This is a genomic window from Lysinibacillus sp. NPDC096418 (genome assembly GCF_044762775.1).
Lineage (GTDB): Bacteria > Bacillota > Bacilli > Bacillales_A > Planococcaceae > Lysinibacillus.
On the sequence record NZ_JBIWEY010000007.1, the window covers coordinates 55,408 to 68,294 of the forward strand.

27 protein-coding genes and 1 pseudogene are annotated in these 12,887 nt (G+C 36.9%); all 28 read right to left on the minus strand.

The window, feature by feature from the left end:
* The 28 genes and pseudogenes from ACIQZG_RS08405 to ACIQZG_RS08540 all read right to left on the minus strand — a co-directional run bounded on the left by ACIQZG_RS08405 (position 1) and on the right by ACIQZG_RS08540 (position 12,876).
* On the minus strand, positions 1–207 hold the full coding sequence (locus tag ACIQZG_RS08405; RefSeq protein WP_402754830.1) for an Acb2/Tad1 domain-containing protein: 207 nt from the start codon (positions 205–207) through the stop codon (positions 1–3).
* A gap of 36 nt (positions 208–243) precedes the next feature.
* Positions 244–420 (minus strand): annotated as a pseudogene (locus ACIQZG_RS08410) (helix-turn-helix transcriptional regulator); the annotation flags it as partial.
* A gap of 12 nt (positions 421–432) precedes the next feature.
* Positions 433–2,121 (minus strand): terminase large subunit, encoded by a 1,689-nt coding sequence (locus ACIQZG_RS08415; RefSeq protein ID WP_402754724.1) that lies wholly within the window; start codon positions 2,119–2,121, stop codon positions 433–435.
* Positions 2,118–2,636, minus strand: a complete 519-nt coding sequence (locus ACIQZG_RS08420) for a phage terminase small subunit P27 family (RefSeq protein WP_402754725.1) — start codon at positions 2,634–2,636, stop codon at positions 2,118–2,120. The genes ACIQZG_RS08415 and ACIQZG_RS08420 overlap by 4 nt, the downstream gene beginning before the upstream one ends.
* A gap of 52 nt (positions 2,637–2,688) precedes the next feature.
* Positions 2,689–2,892: a hypothetical protein gene (locus ACIQZG_RS08425; RefSeq protein WP_402754726.1), complete on the minus strand. Its 204-nt coding sequence runs from the start codon at positions 2,890–2,892 to the stop codon at positions 2,689–2,691.
* Positions 2,893–3,036: 144 nt separating this feature from the next.
* A complete protein-coding gene (locus ACIQZG_RS08430) occupies positions 3,037–3,420 on the minus strand; it encodes an HNH endonuclease (protein WP_402754727.1) in 384 nt (127 codons plus the stop codon).
* Positions 3,417–3,767, minus strand: a complete 351-nt coding sequence (locus ACIQZG_RS08435) for a hypothetical protein (RefSeq protein WP_402754728.1) — start codon at positions 3,765–3,767, stop codon at positions 3,417–3,419. The genes ACIQZG_RS08430 and ACIQZG_RS08435 overlap by 4 nt, the downstream gene beginning before the upstream one ends.
* A gap of 41 nt (positions 3,768–3,808) precedes the next feature.
* A complete protein-coding gene (locus ACIQZG_RS08440; protein WP_402754729.1) occupies positions 3,809–3,994 on the minus strand; it encodes a hypothetical protein in 186 nt (61 codons plus the stop codon).
* Positions 3,995–3,996: 2 nt separating this feature from the next.
* A complete protein-coding gene (locus tag ACIQZG_RS08445; RefSeq protein WP_402754730.1) occupies positions 3,997–4,527 on the minus strand; it encodes a hypothetical protein in 531 nt (176 codons plus the stop codon).
* 271 nt (positions 4,528–4,798) lie between these two features.
* Positions 4,799–4,972: a hypothetical protein gene (locus ACIQZG_RS08450; RefSeq protein WP_402754731.1), complete on the minus strand. Its 174-nt coding sequence runs from the start codon at positions 4,970–4,972 to the stop codon at positions 4,799–4,801.
* A 253-nt stretch (positions 4,973–5,225) separates the two neighbouring features.
* The gene (locus ACIQZG_RS08455; RefSeq protein ID WP_402754732.1) at positions 5,226–5,483 is read right to left on the minus strand and encodes a hypothetical protein; all 258 of its coding nucleotides are present in this window, start codon (positions 5,481–5,483) and stop codon (positions 5,226–5,228) included.
* Positions 5,483–5,899 (minus strand): transcriptional regulator, encoded by a 417-nt coding sequence (locus tag ACIQZG_RS08460; protein WP_402754733.1) that lies wholly within the window; start codon positions 5,897–5,899, stop codon positions 5,483–5,485. The genes ACIQZG_RS08455 and ACIQZG_RS08460 overlap by 1 nt, the downstream gene beginning before the upstream one ends.
* A gap of 46 nt (positions 5,900–5,945) precedes the next feature.
* Positions 5,946–6,848, minus strand: a complete 903-nt coding sequence (locus ACIQZG_RS08465; RefSeq protein ID WP_402754734.1) for a phosphoadenosine phosphosulfate reductase domain-containing protein — start codon at positions 6,846–6,848, stop codon at positions 5,946–5,948.
* Between the two features lie 39 nt (positions 6,849–6,887).
* Positions 6,888–7,109 carry a hypothetical protein gene (locus ACIQZG_RS08470; protein WP_402754735.1) on the minus strand — a complete coding sequence of 74 codons (222 nt, stop codon included), beginning with the start codon at positions 7,107–7,109 and terminating at the stop codon, positions 6,888–6,890.
* Positions 7,110–7,146: 37 nt separating this feature from the next.
* Positions 7,147–7,326, minus strand: a complete 180-nt coding sequence (locus tag ACIQZG_RS08475; RefSeq protein ID WP_402754736.1) for a hypothetical protein — start codon at positions 7,324–7,326, stop codon at positions 7,147–7,149.
* 53 nt (positions 7,327–7,379) lie between these two features.
* The gene (locus ACIQZG_RS08480; protein ID WP_402754737.1) at positions 7,380–7,622 is read right to left on the minus strand and encodes a hypothetical protein; all 243 of its coding nucleotides are present in this window, start codon (positions 7,620–7,622) and stop codon (positions 7,380–7,382) included.
* Between the two features lie 29 nt (positions 7,623–7,651).
* Positions 7,652–7,822, minus strand: coding sequence for a hypothetical protein (locus ACIQZG_RS08485; RefSeq protein ID WP_402754738.1), 171 nt, complete (start codon positions 7,820–7,822; stop codon positions 7,652–7,654).
* A 43-nt stretch (positions 7,823–7,865) separates the two neighbouring features.
* Positions 7,866–8,249, minus strand: a complete 384-nt coding sequence (locus ACIQZG_RS08490) for a hypothetical protein (protein ID WP_402754739.1) — start codon at positions 8,247–8,249, stop codon at positions 7,866–7,868.
* A 36-nt stretch (positions 8,250–8,285) separates the two neighbouring features.
* Complete coding sequence (locus ACIQZG_RS08495) at positions 8,286–8,480, minus strand: hypothetical protein (protein ID WP_402754740.1); 195 nt, start codon at positions 8,478–8,480, stop codon at positions 8,286–8,288.
* Positions 8,477–9,016, minus strand: coding sequence for a nucleoside triphosphate pyrophosphohydrolase family protein (locus tag ACIQZG_RS08500; RefSeq protein WP_402754741.1), 540 nt, complete (start codon positions 9,014–9,016; stop codon positions 8,477–8,479). The genes ACIQZG_RS08495 and ACIQZG_RS08500 overlap by 4 nt, the downstream gene beginning before the upstream one ends.
* Positions 9,003–9,530: a hypothetical protein gene (locus ACIQZG_RS08505; protein ID WP_402754742.1), complete on the minus strand. Its 528-nt coding sequence runs from the start codon at positions 9,528–9,530 to the stop codon at positions 9,003–9,005. The genes ACIQZG_RS08500 and ACIQZG_RS08505 overlap by 14 nt, the downstream gene beginning before the upstream one ends.
* A 126-nt stretch (positions 9,531–9,656) precedes the next feature.
* Entirely contained in the window at positions 9,657–10,052 is a 396-nt protein-coding gene (locus ACIQZG_RS08510) for a YopX family protein (protein ID WP_402754743.1), read from the minus strand.
* Positions 10,049–10,273, minus strand: a complete 225-nt coding sequence (locus ACIQZG_RS08515; protein ID WP_402754744.1) for a hypothetical protein — start codon at positions 10,271–10,273, stop codon at positions 10,049–10,051. Before ACIQZG_RS08515 ends, ACIQZG_RS08510 begins: the two co-directional genes overlap by 4 nt.
* Positions 10,274–10,278: 5 nt before the next feature.
* The gene (locus ACIQZG_RS08520; RefSeq protein ID WP_402754745.1) at positions 10,279–10,956 is read right to left on the minus strand and encodes a hypothetical protein; all 678 of its coding nucleotides are present in this window, start codon (positions 10,954–10,956) and stop codon (positions 10,279–10,281) included.
* A 75-nt stretch (positions 10,957–11,031) separates the two neighbouring features.
* A complete protein-coding gene (locus ACIQZG_RS08525) occupies positions 11,032–11,355 on the minus strand; it encodes an organic solvent tolerance protein OstA (protein ID WP_402754746.1) in 324 nt (107 codons plus the stop codon).
* A 1-nt stretch (position 11,356) separates the two neighbouring features.
* Positions 11,357–11,935 carry a DUF1064 domain-containing protein gene (locus ACIQZG_RS08530; protein WP_402754747.1) on the minus strand — a complete coding sequence of 193 codons (579 nt, stop codon included), beginning with the start codon at positions 11,933–11,935 and terminating at the stop codon, positions 11,357–11,359.
* Positions 11,936–11,946: 11 nt separating this feature from the next.
* Positions 11,947–12,456 (minus strand): single-stranded DNA-binding protein, encoded by a 510-nt coding sequence (gene ssb, locus ACIQZG_RS08535; protein WP_402754748.1) that lies wholly within the window; start codon positions 12,454–12,456, stop codon positions 11,947–11,949.
* A gap of 6 nt (positions 12,457–12,462) precedes the next feature.
* Positions 12,463–12,876, minus strand: coding sequence for a hypothetical protein (locus ACIQZG_RS08540; protein WP_402754749.1), 414 nt, complete (start codon positions 12,874–12,876; stop codon positions 12,463–12,465).
* Between the last annotated feature and the right edge of the window lie 11 nt (positions 12,877–12,887).

Sequence of the window (12,887 nt, forward strand, 5' to 3'; positions counted from 1 at the left end):
TCATTCATTACGAGCAATTGAAGCATTCGCCCACATGATTGCTGTTTCAAGATTTGTCATTGCAACTGATTTCTCTCTGCTATTAGGACATACTTCATTAATTAGATAAGCAAGTTCTTTCGCCTTTTCACGAATAGATTCATATTTTTGAGGTTGCCCTTCTTTCGGGCTGTGGTACTTGAAATTGTTTTCTATTTGTTGATTCAGTGGATACTCCTTGCCTGATTCCATATCAATCAAACGATTCACATTTACTCCAAGAACTAACGCTATTTTTTTCGCAGCTTCTAAACCCGGTTCCCTGTCTCCACGCTCATAATTCCCGATACTGACTCTAGATAGCCCTGATTGCTCTGCTAACTGTTCTTGCGTTAGTCTGAGTTCTTTTCGTAATTCAGTTATTTTTTCACCAATAGACATTACCTTTTCCTCCTATAAATCATTAATTGAGATAAACGTGATATTTCCGTCTCCACTATCATTTACATCAAATCGAGCTTGTACAAATGCTGTGATAATAGCCGCAATCGGGTCTATTCGTTCTCGAGACTTGGATTTTGATAGCTTAATACTCTCATTTGCTGCCATTTCAGCAATCGCATTTCCTACCGCCCAAGATAAAGTTTTATCTGCTAAATGAGTAATTTTCTTTTGATACACGTTATCTCTAAACTCTTTAGTAGGCTCTGAGAGTGTCGGGAACCCTTGTCGGACTTCCACAGTTGTTAGCCCGTAGTTGGCCATATTTTGAGCAAATTGAGTAGCTCCGTATGGGTCATAGCAGAATAAAATAACATTTAATTCATTGTCGTTAATTAAATCCAATATCCATTGCTCCACAAAGCTATAATCCACAACAGCACCTGGTGTAATATCCAGCCACCCTTCCTCAATCCATACGTCGTAAGCCACCTTATCCTTCGCTCGGCGTTCTGCTAACGTGTCTTCAGGCATAAATGAGTGTTGTTCGACATGGAATCCGTAGTCCGTTGGGAACACCTCCCCGACTGATGTTAAGTCAATTTTCTTGGATAAATCGACACCAATATAAACATCACGACCAGTTTTATCAAAGCTATCAATTTCACAAGCTTTCCATTTGGCAGCTGGAATATAGCCGCCTTCCTTCATATCCACCCAAATGTTCATCGTTTTGGTTAAGAAAGAACGCATTTTTTCAGGTACATCTAAAGCTGTCTTCAAATCTGAACGGATAGAAGTTAAGCCTTCTTCATAAGTGGCCACAATCGGATTTGCCTTAATCCAGTTGCTTTCGTCTTTAATGTCATCCCCAGGATCTAACTCACAAATGATAGCAAAGTAGTCATCATTATCTGTATCATCGTCAGGGTTTAAAATACGGGAAACATATTCGTACTCAATGAAACACGGTCTACTCAAATCGAAGCCCGCTGTTGTAATAACAAACATAAGTGGCTCTTTACGAGCGACCATCCCAGATTGTAATACATCATAAATCTCAGATGTAAGGTGGTTATGGTACTCATCCACAATTCCTACAGATGGGTTTTTACCGTCACCTGTTTTTCGTGTTTCACGAGATAACGGAACAACGACTGAGCGATTATTTAAAACTTCAATTTTCCCGTATGCTTCTTTCCATTTTCCGTCGAGCAAACTACTGGAACTGATACCATCACGAACAGCGACGTATACTTCATCTGATTGATCCTTTTGCCACCCAGCAATATACATACGTTGTTTCTCATCACCAAGGAATGTGATATACGAACCAACAATAGCTAGAAATTGAGACTTGGCATTTTTTCGTGCCAATTGAATATATACTTTACGGAAACGCCTAGCTCCATTTTTTTTCTTCTTGAAACAAAATATATTAACTGCAATAAAGAGTTGAAAATCATTTAGTTCAACTGGCTCCTCAGCGAGCACACCTTCTACATGTTTGAATTCTCTAGCCCACCAGTAAAAGTCCTCTCCAACTTCTTCATCAAAATAAAAAAGACTGTCATCATTCTGACAATCTTCATAATCTTTCAAGAAGCGTTTGACCGCCCATTTATGTTTTATACAAGCGTTAATGCGACCTTCTAGAATATCGTCACAATAATTGAATACTCGCTCTAAAACCCCATTCATAACCTATCACCAAACCGTTTTTGTGCATCGCTTCTGCCCTCCACAGTTGAGGGTGTGGGGATGACTAATTTCAGACGTGATGTAATAGTAAGTCCGAGATCAGCAGCTGCAGAACGACATTCATTAAACAATGTATTTTTCACGCGGGCTAACTTTGGATAATTTTCATTAGCAATTGTAACTTTCTTGCCGTTTGGATGTTCAATTATTTCTGTTGGCTTCATTTTCCGCATGTCTTTCACTAACTGCAGGTACTGATGTTTCGAGTCTAAATATCGTGCTAAAGAATCCACATCAAGCTCACTAAAAATTTCAAGTGCTACTAGCTTTTCAGCAAGCTCCGTAAATTCTTTCTTTTGTGCTGCCGTTAAATACGATGGAGCTACTATATTTTCGGTCGGTCCACGCATCTTTTCTTCATGTTTTTGACGCTTATTTACCTCATCTTTTGTTAAATGGTTTGAGCGACCTTTCCCTTGTATCACCTGCAACGGCTGCTTATTTCGACCTGCCATACTATCACCTCACTTTCAATTTGGCATAAGAAAAAGCTGCCCCATTGAGCAGCTAATCTTTTAATATTTTATTTACTTTTTCGGCAATCATATTAAGACTGTAATCGCATTGATGTTCAGCTTGATACTTAGCTTCTTCAAGTGCTTCCAATACATCCTCTAACATTTCAATATCTGATTCTGTAGGCCGATAATCGCGATGGTTTTCTACGTTTTCTTTTAAATCAGCTATAAACTTTTTAATATCCCTCTTCACTTATATCACCCCTTTAATCGATACTTAATTTTAGCATGTTTCCACCTCCGAAAAAAAATTTCAAAAACGGATTTTTCTGCGCTGAAAAAGCGCATCGGGTGTAGAGCCTTTTATTTTTTCAGAAAAATATAGAGGGGGGCTACCTTACGTTCTTCCGTATTTCTGTAAATCCTCTGCTGTTTTCTTCTTATGACAACCATCACATAGCAATTTTAAATTGTCTTCATCCAGTCTTTTGCTCCAATCGACAGACAAAGGAATATCGTGGTCGACAATGACTCCAACAGTAATTTTCTTTTTAGTTAAACAGCGCTGACATAAACCATTATCACGAATCTTGATGTAATTTCGGCATTTAATCCATGGACTTGAATGATAAAAGCGATCATGTTTTTTATTTCGCTGATACTTATCGTAGTATCTTCTATTTTCGGCTACAGCTGTTTTATGTTGTTCACAATACCTATTTCGTGTGAGGTTGGCACAGCCTTGTTTGTTACACGGACGCAAAGGTTTGCTGTTGATCATTGTGCTATCTCCTGGACTTGTGCTTTAAGTTTATCCGTCCAGACCTTTAGCTCTTGCTTCATACCATCCATCACTTCGTACTGCGCATCGATCTTCGCCTTGTACTCTTCTTCTGTTAGCCCTGAATAATCATTCTTCATGATTTGTAGATGAAACTGTTTGATTTCCTTTTGCATTTTTCTGGCGCGCTTATCAGTAACAATCACGCTATATTTTTTATTACAATGCGGACATCGGAAATATGTTTCAATGACATAGCCTTTTAATTGATGCGCTGGATACTCGTAGTCTTTTACACTAACGATGATCTCCTTTTGACAATCATCACAGATAGTTGCGTTCGCCATTAGTGTCATCCCCTTTATCAATCACATAGATTGGTTCCATATTATTCAACGCCTTTGAGATTATTTAAGGCCTCGTCTATTTCTATTAGCGTTCTTTCAGCAGTCTTTTTCTCTTCGATTAAATTTGAAAGGTGTTCATTGGCATAATTTATTTCTTTTTCAATACGCTCTGTACATTTTAATGTAGTGCGTTTCGATTCCTGTAATAATTCAATTGCCACCTTCATATTTACTCACTCCCTTCCATCTTACAAAGTCTCTTGTCACCATCTTCGATTGGATTTAATCCGTGCTGCTCACGTTGTTCATTGATGGTAAATGAATTATCAATCCAATCCAACTCATCAGCTAATGCTTCTGTATGTTTGGAGATTGCTCTGAGTTTAAGTTGTAGCTTGTCTGTGTTCATTTCCACTCCTATTTGAATGTTCCTTAATACATTCTTCTTTGGCTTCAATAAGCACGTTCTTAATCCTACAGATGTAAGTTTGTCATCAATCATTCGCAATTCATGTTTAAAGATATCCCCGTAATGTGAACTTTGAAGGTCTTTATATTGTTGTATATCTTCATTTTTATTACTATCGATTACTCTGTCATTAGTTAACAACAATTTCACAATGTACGCAGTTGTTCTTCCTACCGCACGCCCTGTAGGTTCTGAATAAGATTCTTCTAATAGATAAGCCCGTTGCCAATCATATAATTTGAAGCCTAATGCTTTTTCAATAAATGGAATCGTTTCTATAGTTATCTTCATATACTCGCCCTCCGCAATTCATAATGATTTGCTCATTAGCTTTTATAGTCTGTTAAGCTTTCGACTGCATAATAAAAGACGATAGTTCAATGTGAACCACCGTCTGATATAAGTCTGGTACATGTTGTACCAGAGCTCTTTATATCTTCAAGACTGCACACCCCATTCACACCCGCGATTAACGCCTACGATTACTTGATGGTCGATAGGATATGCAGTATTCAAGGCATAATAAAAAGCCACACCTTGTTAGATGTGACCTTAAAGATTATTAATAGAAAAAATTTAAAGTTTTGACATGACGCTTTAGTTCAAGCAACATCTTGCGAGTGTTTTCATCATCTTTGTAAGTATCTTCTAAAATACTAATAATATCATTTGCAGAGTTATAACTATTCGTTAGCCATGTTTTTATTTGCTCTGGTGTGATTTGTTCAGTTTTCATATATAACACCCCCTTCCAACCTATCAATAGATTAAATGGTAAATGTTATAAAATTCAACACTTTCGCTCAAATAATATAAAAAGAGACTACCCATAACTAGTAGCCTCTTCACACTTGTTTGTAAGTAGTCGTACAAGTAAACGACTTATTATTGTAAGGAAATTTATTGTACGCATTTCCGTGCGCTTTTTGAAAACTATCACAATATCAATTTACTACAGATTTTTGCGAACTTCCCTGGTGTTAACAAGTTCACTTTTCCAACACGTGCAATTCCTCAATATAACCGACATATATTTCGTCACCATTATTTAACTCAAAATATATTTCAGACTCATTTGTAAAGCAATCTTGTTCAGCGAATACCTCCATATCTTCGTCTATTAGCCAGTCACTTGCATCTCTGAAAGTCTCAAATAATCCATTGCTTTCTTTATTTACTAACCGTTCTGAACCTTTTGCGTATTCTTCGATATGAGCCATGTAAAACACATTGTTATGTCTATCCATTACACCCACCCAACCCTTTCTGCTGTTTTATCTATTAAGATGTTACGTTTACGCAATACTTTGTGTCGTGAAATATACAACTTGTCAGCAATATCCTCCCACTCGTAACAGCCATCCTTGTCCCAATAGCGCATGTCCACAATGGTGCGCATATCCTCGTCTAAGTCCCTGTATAGGTCTTCCACAGTTGAAATAATGCGTTTTAAATTTTGATAATAAGCATCGTTAGCAAGCACCATGGCTTTCTTGGCTGTTGTATCAGAAATTGTGTTACTACGACCACCTACCAGTTCGCCACCATCGTTATGTGGATGCAACAATTCCCACTCGCGATATTTTAATTTCTTCTTATATTGTTCGTATTCAATCCAGTATTTCTCGATGTTCTGTATTTCACTACGCGATAACGTAGGCATATGCAGCACCTACCTTGTTTGTTTATTTTCTCAAAGTGTGCAGTAACTACTCACATAAACCGTACATACTAGAGCATGCTGGTAGCTCATCAGTTAATTTGAACAAATCGTATGTTTTACCACCTAAAGTTGTTTTTGACCATTCAACTATATCTTCCACACCATGCCCCCTATGGTCGCTAGTGAAAAATGTAGCTGATCCACGCTTTGAAGCCATCGAAACAATTCGTTCCCATTCTATTATTCTTTCAACTTCAGCCGGGAATCGTCTTTGAATCTCAAACAATTCTTCTTTTCGAGAATTGATACAAGGCATACAACCTACACGTCCCATTCCTAATTTATATAATGGATTAGGTTCAATACCGAACTTGTCATGTTGCTTAAATACATCGTATACATCCCAATTTAATAATGGTCTATAAATTGTATAGCCTTCTGGTGTTTCTTCAGTTTCCGCCATTTTCGCACGCCTACGACTTTCCTGTGCTCGTATACCTTGCCAACTAATCACTTCGTCACCAGCATCAAAAATAGGCATATAAATTTGGTCAAAGATAGGTATTACCTTTAGCTCTTTTGTGCAAAATTGCGATTGTGACGCTGGAAAACGACCTTTCCACATACATAAATCTAAATACGGTATTCCAGTTGGTACAAGGATTTCTAAGGCGTTTTGAATTATCGTTTCTGAAATACCTTCTTCGCGCCATTTTGTATTCACGTATTCACGTTTGCGTTCGATTTGCTTAGAAAAATCAGCCTTAACTCTCGTGATCGGTCCTAACTCTTTTTCTAAATACTCGACATATTTATAAGTCTCTGGGTGCTCATTACCAACATCAGCAAAGACCACTTTTAAATTTGGTGTATCTCGTTCTATTGCGTGCAACCAAAGAGCTGTACTGTCTTTGCCACCGCTGATAGATATTACATTTACTTGTTCCATGTACTCACTCCTTGCTGCACAATTTCTTTCGATTAGGTATTACTGAAAATCTTTTTTCACTAACACTTGATAATGTTCTTTAATTGCTTCAAACGCTTCCGAAGAAACTGAACTAATCACATTTTCTTTACTTATTACTTGTGGTTCATCTATCTTGTCACCGAATATTTCAACAACTACGTTATATTGATAAACAGCTTGTACTTTCCCTAAAACTAAGGCGTTATTTACGCAAACTAAACAATTTGAACCTAAAATCATTTTATATTTCCTCCTTTTATTCACTGCACAATATTTATCACATATTCGTACTACCGTTTTTCTTCATATGTTTAGCTAAATCAAACCAACTCTGCATACTTTTAATATCTTTTTCACATGCTCTTAACTGAATTTTTTTGTCATCTACAATAGCATTCATGACAATTTCATTTGTTTCATAGTCCATCGTAAATGACCAAGGTTTAACAACTGTCATCTCTTCTTCCTCCTGAGCAATATTTATCTGAAACGAATACTCATATTGTGCAGTTATTCATCTGTATGTTCTGCTTCATATTCCTCTAACGAAATTGGTTGAAGGTAGCATTCTTCTATCATAGATTTCTTAGCAACGAAAGGAATCAACTTCTTGTGTGTGTCATTATATTCTGAAATACTACATTCTTCTTTTACATCTAAACTAATTTTTACATAAGCACCTGTATCATTGCCTTCTGCATCGTGGGCTATCTTAGCATTTGGTAGCACCTTGTAAGCAAATTCTACTTTCATCTATTTTTATCTCCTTTTTCAGTATGTTTCTACTGCACATGCTCAAAGTGTTCAGTAACATTATTTTTTATCTTTAAAACCTGTTTTTTTCCTGCAAAGCGCAATAAACTAGAAACCGCAATAGCAAAAAACACAACGATAATAACTATAAATAAATCAGTACTAAGTAAAAAATGGAAATATTCTTCTATTTGATTCAATAAACACACCCCCTGTTACTGCACATAATTTATCGAATATTTATTAAGTTAAGCTGCCATCTATCAAGACAACGCCGTTTTTGATAAACTCAAATTCCTCAATCAAATCACCGACAGTTTCGTTTTTAGCATCAGTTGCAAGCAAGAATTTAAGTAAAGCTTCCGATTTTGAAATTTCGTTAGGCTCACCTTCATAAACCACGCTTTCTATCGAATCGCCTGCAATAGTTTCGTAATAGATCTTAAACGCTTGGTCTCTATGGCTTTTTGCACTAGCTTTTATTTCTTCCTTTTCTCGATGTGTAGCCACCAAACCATAATATTCATGCTTATTGAATTCGAAATATCTTACTGGACATCCAGCTTCAATGTAATCTTTGTTAAAAGTAAATTTAGGTACTTCAAAATTAACTTCTTTTATCTTCATTTTTTCACATCCCCTTTTCTGAACAATATTTTTCGATTACTCATCTAACGAAATCATTTTCAATCGATTTTTTCCGTTTTTACTTCGTTTTTCATAGATGGGAAAAGTCATATACTTCAAGAAATCAATTGACTTACCTGTTTCTCTACTAATCTCTCGAATTGTCCCTTCTGCGATAAATTGTTCCCCTTTGTACAAAGCGTAAATTCGTTTATGCCAAGGCATTTTCATGGTGTTGCCTCTACATCCACACGCTTTTTACTATCCTCAGTATTAAACTTTTCTGGATATCGAATTTTTAATTTGTTGATGTTCATCTCGCAAATTTGTTCCAATGAAGAATCATAAAACTCAGCCAATGCAATCAGATTTTTGATTAACATTTTTAATGCTAATTTAATTTTATTTGAATTTAATTCATGACGATGAAACACGAATTTCTTAATTTGTTCTGAAATCTCACCTGAAAGGATAATGATTTTTTCAATCAACCCTGTCCTTGAGCCATCCACAAAATAATTAGTTAGTGAATCACTGTCGTACACTTCATCCAAGTAGGTTAAAAGTCCGAAAGCATAATGCGAAACGTCACCTAATTCTTTTAGAATCGCTTCACGATCATTTGCAGCACTCAATACTTCTGCGCATTCGCCAATTAGACCCATACTGTAATTTGTTAAACCATTTTCATACTCAACGTTATTTTTAGGACTACCACCAAACGGCATTGTCCGACGTGATAATTCTTGGAAATCATTTAGATTCATCAACTTTTACCAACCTTCTTCTAGTTTTTTTCCTTTTACCACAAACGTATTTCGATAAATTAGACGCTGCTATACCAGTCTCTCTAGCAATTTGAGCAATGTAGCCTGTCGCTATCAAAATATCGTTTTCATAAAGGTTATAGATATCCCTATCAACCTTGCATTTTATATTCATAGCGCTGCATTTTGTTTGTACTTGTTTATCCGTTAGACCTAACTTTTCGCCCATTTCTTTGTAAGTGTAAAGGTGTGCATTTTCTTTTAAAAAACTAAGCATTTCATCGGTAAAAATTTTATTAGGTCTTTCAGCCGGAAATGTATATTGTTTATCCTTGTGAGAACCACCTTCACGATTTTTATTAAGCAGTTTCATGAGCTTGTCTCCTAATTTTCTAAGCTCCTTACAGTTATCACAATCAGTTGACTCTTTAGCGCTTATACAGTTACATTTGGCTGAAATAGAGTTGATAGCTAGTAAGATTTCAATACGCTTTTTCCGCATTTTAGCATCCATCAATGTTCACACCCCTTTGCCACTGTTCTACGAATCTTTCAAATGTTATGCCGTATTTGGCATGTACATTGTGGTAAACAAAATACACGCCAAGACGGTCTAAAATTTCATCATTTATTTTCATGGTTATTCACCTAGCAATTCAGGATTTTCATGAACATTACCCAATATCTCATGCTCATCTGTTTCACTAAATAAATAACAGCCTAGTTTTTCGCCCCATCGCTCATATTCAAGGAGGAATGAACCGTCAACAAATTTCACAACCCCAACAATATCACTCGTATCGATGAAAGGTATTGCTTCAACTTTTTTCACAATATCTCCCTCATAAATCTCCTTGTCGTTCTTGTCCTTTAAGCCTGTGGACTGCATTACTGGCGTTTTATCTAGCTCGAAACAATTTTCATCATCACTGCATCTAGTTGTCATAAATATTGTTCTTTCATCAAAATCAATACTAGTTACATTACCCATCCATTTACCTATTTCATCCCAAGCACGAAACTTAATCTCCCTCACTTAACACTCCACTCCTTTACGATTGACCAACCTTCTTTGATATACTGCCGCACCCATTTACGTTTATATGGCATAACGACACTCGCTTCACATCCATCAACGATCATTGCCATTTCGATATATCGCTTGTATGGGTTTGTTATGGCCTTCCACAATCTATCCTGTGGTTGTTTTGCATTAATCACCGACTGAACAATAGGAATACCGTTTCGCATGTTCATAAGCTTCACCACCCGAATTCTATCGGCATATAACCTTGTTGTTGAGTGCGAATAATATCCCGTAAATCCGATTTAGGTTGCTGGATATCTGTTTCTGTTACTCGAATTAAAAATCTCCATTCATGACTTTTTGCCGGAACGCCAGTATGCATTTCCCACCAATCCCACTTAACCGCTGTGCAACTAGGAGCTTCAAAAGTTGTTAACTCTTTATTTGCGATTTTTTCATTCACTTGATGCGAAATAGTTTTATACAAAAGAGTGCTAGGCTCTTTTGGTACTCGTAAATCAAAATTTCGTTCTTTAATAAATTGCGTTAAACAAGATTCGCCTGTTACGAGTAAATGAAATATAGGACTGTCCATTTCCTCTTGAGCATGAATGTTAGGAGCTTGCTTCACCGTTGGATCTAGTGTGTTCCCTCTAGGTACTCCGTCTGTGTGCCAACCTGGAATGGCTGGGCACATACCAGGAATTAGCATGTGGATTTTTGTATCGACAACAATGTATTTCTTTGAAAATGTAAGGTTCATAGCACCGATTGCAGCACGGGTTAAATCTCCGCCAAATTTCAAAGCATCTTCTAATGAAGCGTTATGAAGACCTAAAGTATTTTTGATTAATTCTTGGGAAGGTTGTTCAATTGTTTTACCGATTCCAACTGAATTTCGATTGAATAACATTGTAAAATCCTCCTTTTTCACTGTTTTTGGGTATAAAAAAGAGAGCTCCGAAAAATAGAGCCCTCTATTCAATTTTTATTGAGTAACTTCTTCTGTTTCTGCAACTGACACTGTGCCGTCGCCTTCAACTTCGTATTTGACACCTTCGTGTACTTCATCCATGCTCATTTGACCGTCTGGCGCTTCGTTTTTCTCTGGCGGCGTAGTTTCCATTACCTCTTTTGGCGTTCCGTAATGGTACTGAATATCAACCAAGAAATAAACTCCGTTTTTATTGAACTTTTCCGTAATTTTGTGCATGTTCATTTCGTCATTTTCTTTTGCATTATTTACGATTTCCTCTGCTTCTTCTCTTTTGTAAGCGATCCATTGTTCTTTTTGTACTAATAATTTTTTCATGTTATTTTTTCTCCTTTGAGTTTAATAGTTTATTTTGTTTTCGTTTCTCTTCTAAATCCTGCAACGTAATCCAACCGCCATATTTTTTTGAAAACGTTATTAGCTTCAATTCAAACGGATAACGCGTTTCAAATATTTTCTGTTTAAGTTTGAAAACATCTGTCAGCATACCTTTGATATCAATCACTTCGATGCGATTATCGGAGTAATGTACCTCAAAATCTGCTTTGTAATAACTCGCTCTAACTTTAGTTCCGTCGTTCCTTGTGTAAGCATCAATCAGAACGTAATTCTTTTGCATGAAGAACTCGTATACTGTCCCGTTAGCTTGCAACTTTTTAAGGTGGATATAGTAATCTCGTTCCATTTTGGAATCGAATTTAATACCGTCATATTCAACTTTTTTGTTTTTGTATTTGTTCTTCTGCACCTTGATTGGCACGACATCCAGTATTGGCTTTCCAATCCCGATCATTTGGCGAACTTTAAGGCGAGCTGCCTCTGCATTGTCTGCATCCACTTCCATATCGGTTACGCCCCCAGCTGAACGGTCCAACCATTTAACAAGAAACTTGTCCAAAGTATCACTCCTTAGAAGGGCAAATCATCTTCTGAAACCTCAATCGGTCCTTTACTGTTAGAGAATGGATCTTCATCTACCCTTGTGTAATTTGGTTGTGTGTTTTGAGGGCTGTTAAAGCTTCCTGTGGGGCTTTGAGATGTTCCCCCTCTATTTGTATTAGAATGATTGTCCGAACCGTTCTGAGCATCTCCTGCGCCTCTATTCGACTCTAAGAATTGAATGCTGTCGGCAACAACGTCCGTTGTGTACACTCGCTTACCATCTTGCCCCTCATAACTACCTGTTTGAATGCGCCCTTCAACGCCTATTAAATTACCTTTACGCTGAAAGTTCGCTAGATTCTCGGCTTGTTTGCGCCAAGCAACACATTGAATGAAATCTGCTTCTTGTTCGCCACCCTGCGATTTGAACGAACGGTTGACTGCTAATGTAAAGCGACACGTTGCGATTCCGTTCGCTGAATATTTAAGATCTGGGTCTTTCGTTAGCCTCCCGACTAATACGACACGATTGATCATTTTCTATCACCCTTTTTCAAAAATCATTGCCGTTGCTGGAAATACCAATGTTTCCTCTTTTAGCTGCCGTAATGATTTTGTTTTTTGTTGGTCAGGAAACCAAAAGCTTTTTTCAACTTTACTTGATATGTCGAACAATTTATTTGGTAGCCTGTTTAATTCTTTATAGATGTGCCCTTTTGCCGATTTTTCATCTTTGGCAAAAACGATAATGTGCTGATCGTTGCCAAGCGGGGCGGAATAAACCTTTATTACTTGTAGATTAAGTTCATTTTGCTCTCTCATCTGCTTAACTTCTTCGTGGTTTACTAGATTCCAGTTGATTCTACTTGCTGAGTCGGTACCTTTTTGAATACCATTTTTGATTATCCAATATATCGAGTATGCAAGAAGCTCCTCGTCTTGCTTGATTGCATCCATCAACAATTCGT

Coding starts and splice junctions, on each gene's coding strand:
- ACIQZG_RS08415 (WP_402754724.1), bottom strand. CDS start 2,121: ATGAATGGGGTTTTAGAGCGAGTATTCAATTATTGTGACGATATTCTA.
- ACIQZG_RS08420 (WP_402754725.1), bottom strand. CDS start 2,636: ATGGCAGGTCGAAATAAGCAGCCGTTGCAGGTGATACAAGGGAAAGGT.
- ACIQZG_RS08430 (WP_402754727.1), bottom strand. CDS start 3,420: ATGATCAACAGCAAACCTTTGCGTCCGTGTAACAAACAAGGCTGTGCC.
- ACIQZG_RS08435 (WP_402754728.1), bottom strand. CDS start 3,767: ATGGCGAACGCAACTATCTGTGATGATTGTCAAAAGGAGATCATCGTT.
- ACIQZG_RS08440 (WP_402754729.1), bottom strand. CDS start 3,994: ATGAAGGTGGCAATTGAATTATTACAGGAATCGAAACGCACTACATTA.
- ACIQZG_RS08445 (WP_402754730.1), bottom strand. CDS start 4,527: ATGAAGATAACTATAGAAACGATTCCATTTATTGAAAAAGCATTAGGC.
- ACIQZG_RS08450 (WP_402754731.1), bottom strand. CDS start 4,972: ATGAAAACTGAACAAATCACACCAGAGCAAATAAAAACATGGCTAACG.
- ACIQZG_RS08455 (WP_402754732.1), bottom strand. CDS start 5,483: ATGGATAGACATAACAATGTGTTTTACATGGCTCATATCGAAGAATAC.
- ACIQZG_RS08460 (WP_402754733.1), bottom strand. CDS start 5,899: ATGCCTACGTTATCGCGTAGTGAAATACAGAACATCGAGAAATACTGG.
- ACIQZG_RS08465 (WP_402754734.1), bottom strand. CDS start 6,848: ATGGAACAAGTAAATGTAATATCTATCAGCGGTGGCAAAGACAGTACA.
- ACIQZG_RS08470 (WP_402754735.1), bottom strand. CDS start 7,109: ATGATTTTAGGTTCAAATTGTTTAGTTTGCGTAAATAACGCCTTAGTT.
- ACIQZG_RS08475 (WP_402754736.1), bottom strand. CDS start 7,326: ATGACAGTTGTTAAACCTTGGTCATTTACGATGGACTATGAAACAAAT.
- ACIQZG_RS08480 (WP_402754737.1), bottom strand. CDS start 7,622: ATGAAAGTAGAATTTGCTTACAAGGTGCTACCAAATGCTAAGATAGCC.
- ACIQZG_RS08490 (WP_402754739.1), bottom strand. CDS start 8,249: ATGAAGATAAAAGAAGTTAATTTTGAAGTACCTAAATTTACTTTTAAC.
- ACIQZG_RS08495 (WP_402754740.1), bottom strand. CDS start 8,480: ATGAAAATGCCTTGGCATAAACGAATTTACGCTTTGTACAAAGGGGAA.
- ACIQZG_RS08500 (WP_402754741.1), bottom strand. CDS start 9,016: ATGAATCTAAATGATTTCCAAGAATTATCACGTCGGACAATGCCGTTT.
- ACIQZG_RS08505 (WP_402754742.1), bottom strand. CDS start 9,530: ATGGATGCTAAAATGCGGAAAAAGCGTATTGAAATCTTACTAGCTATC.
- ACIQZG_RS08515 (WP_402754744.1), bottom strand. CDS start 10,273: ATGAACATGCGAAACGGTATTCCTATTGTTCAGTCGGTGATTAATGCA.
- ACIQZG_RS08520 (WP_402754745.1), bottom strand. CDS start 10,956: ATGTTATTCAATCGAAATTCAGTTGGAATCGGTAAAACAATTGAACAA.
- ACIQZG_RS08525 (WP_402754746.1), bottom strand. CDS start 11,355: ATGAAAAAATTATTAGTACAAAAAGAACAATGGATCGCTTACAAAAGA.
- ssb (WP_402754748.1), bottom strand. CDS start 12,456: ATGATCAATCGTGTCGTATTAGTCGGGAGGCTAACGAAAGACCCAGAT.
- ACIQZG_RS08540 (WP_402754749.1), bottom strand. CDS start 12,876: ATGGATGCAATCAAGCAAGACGAGGAGCTTCTTGCATACTCGATATAT.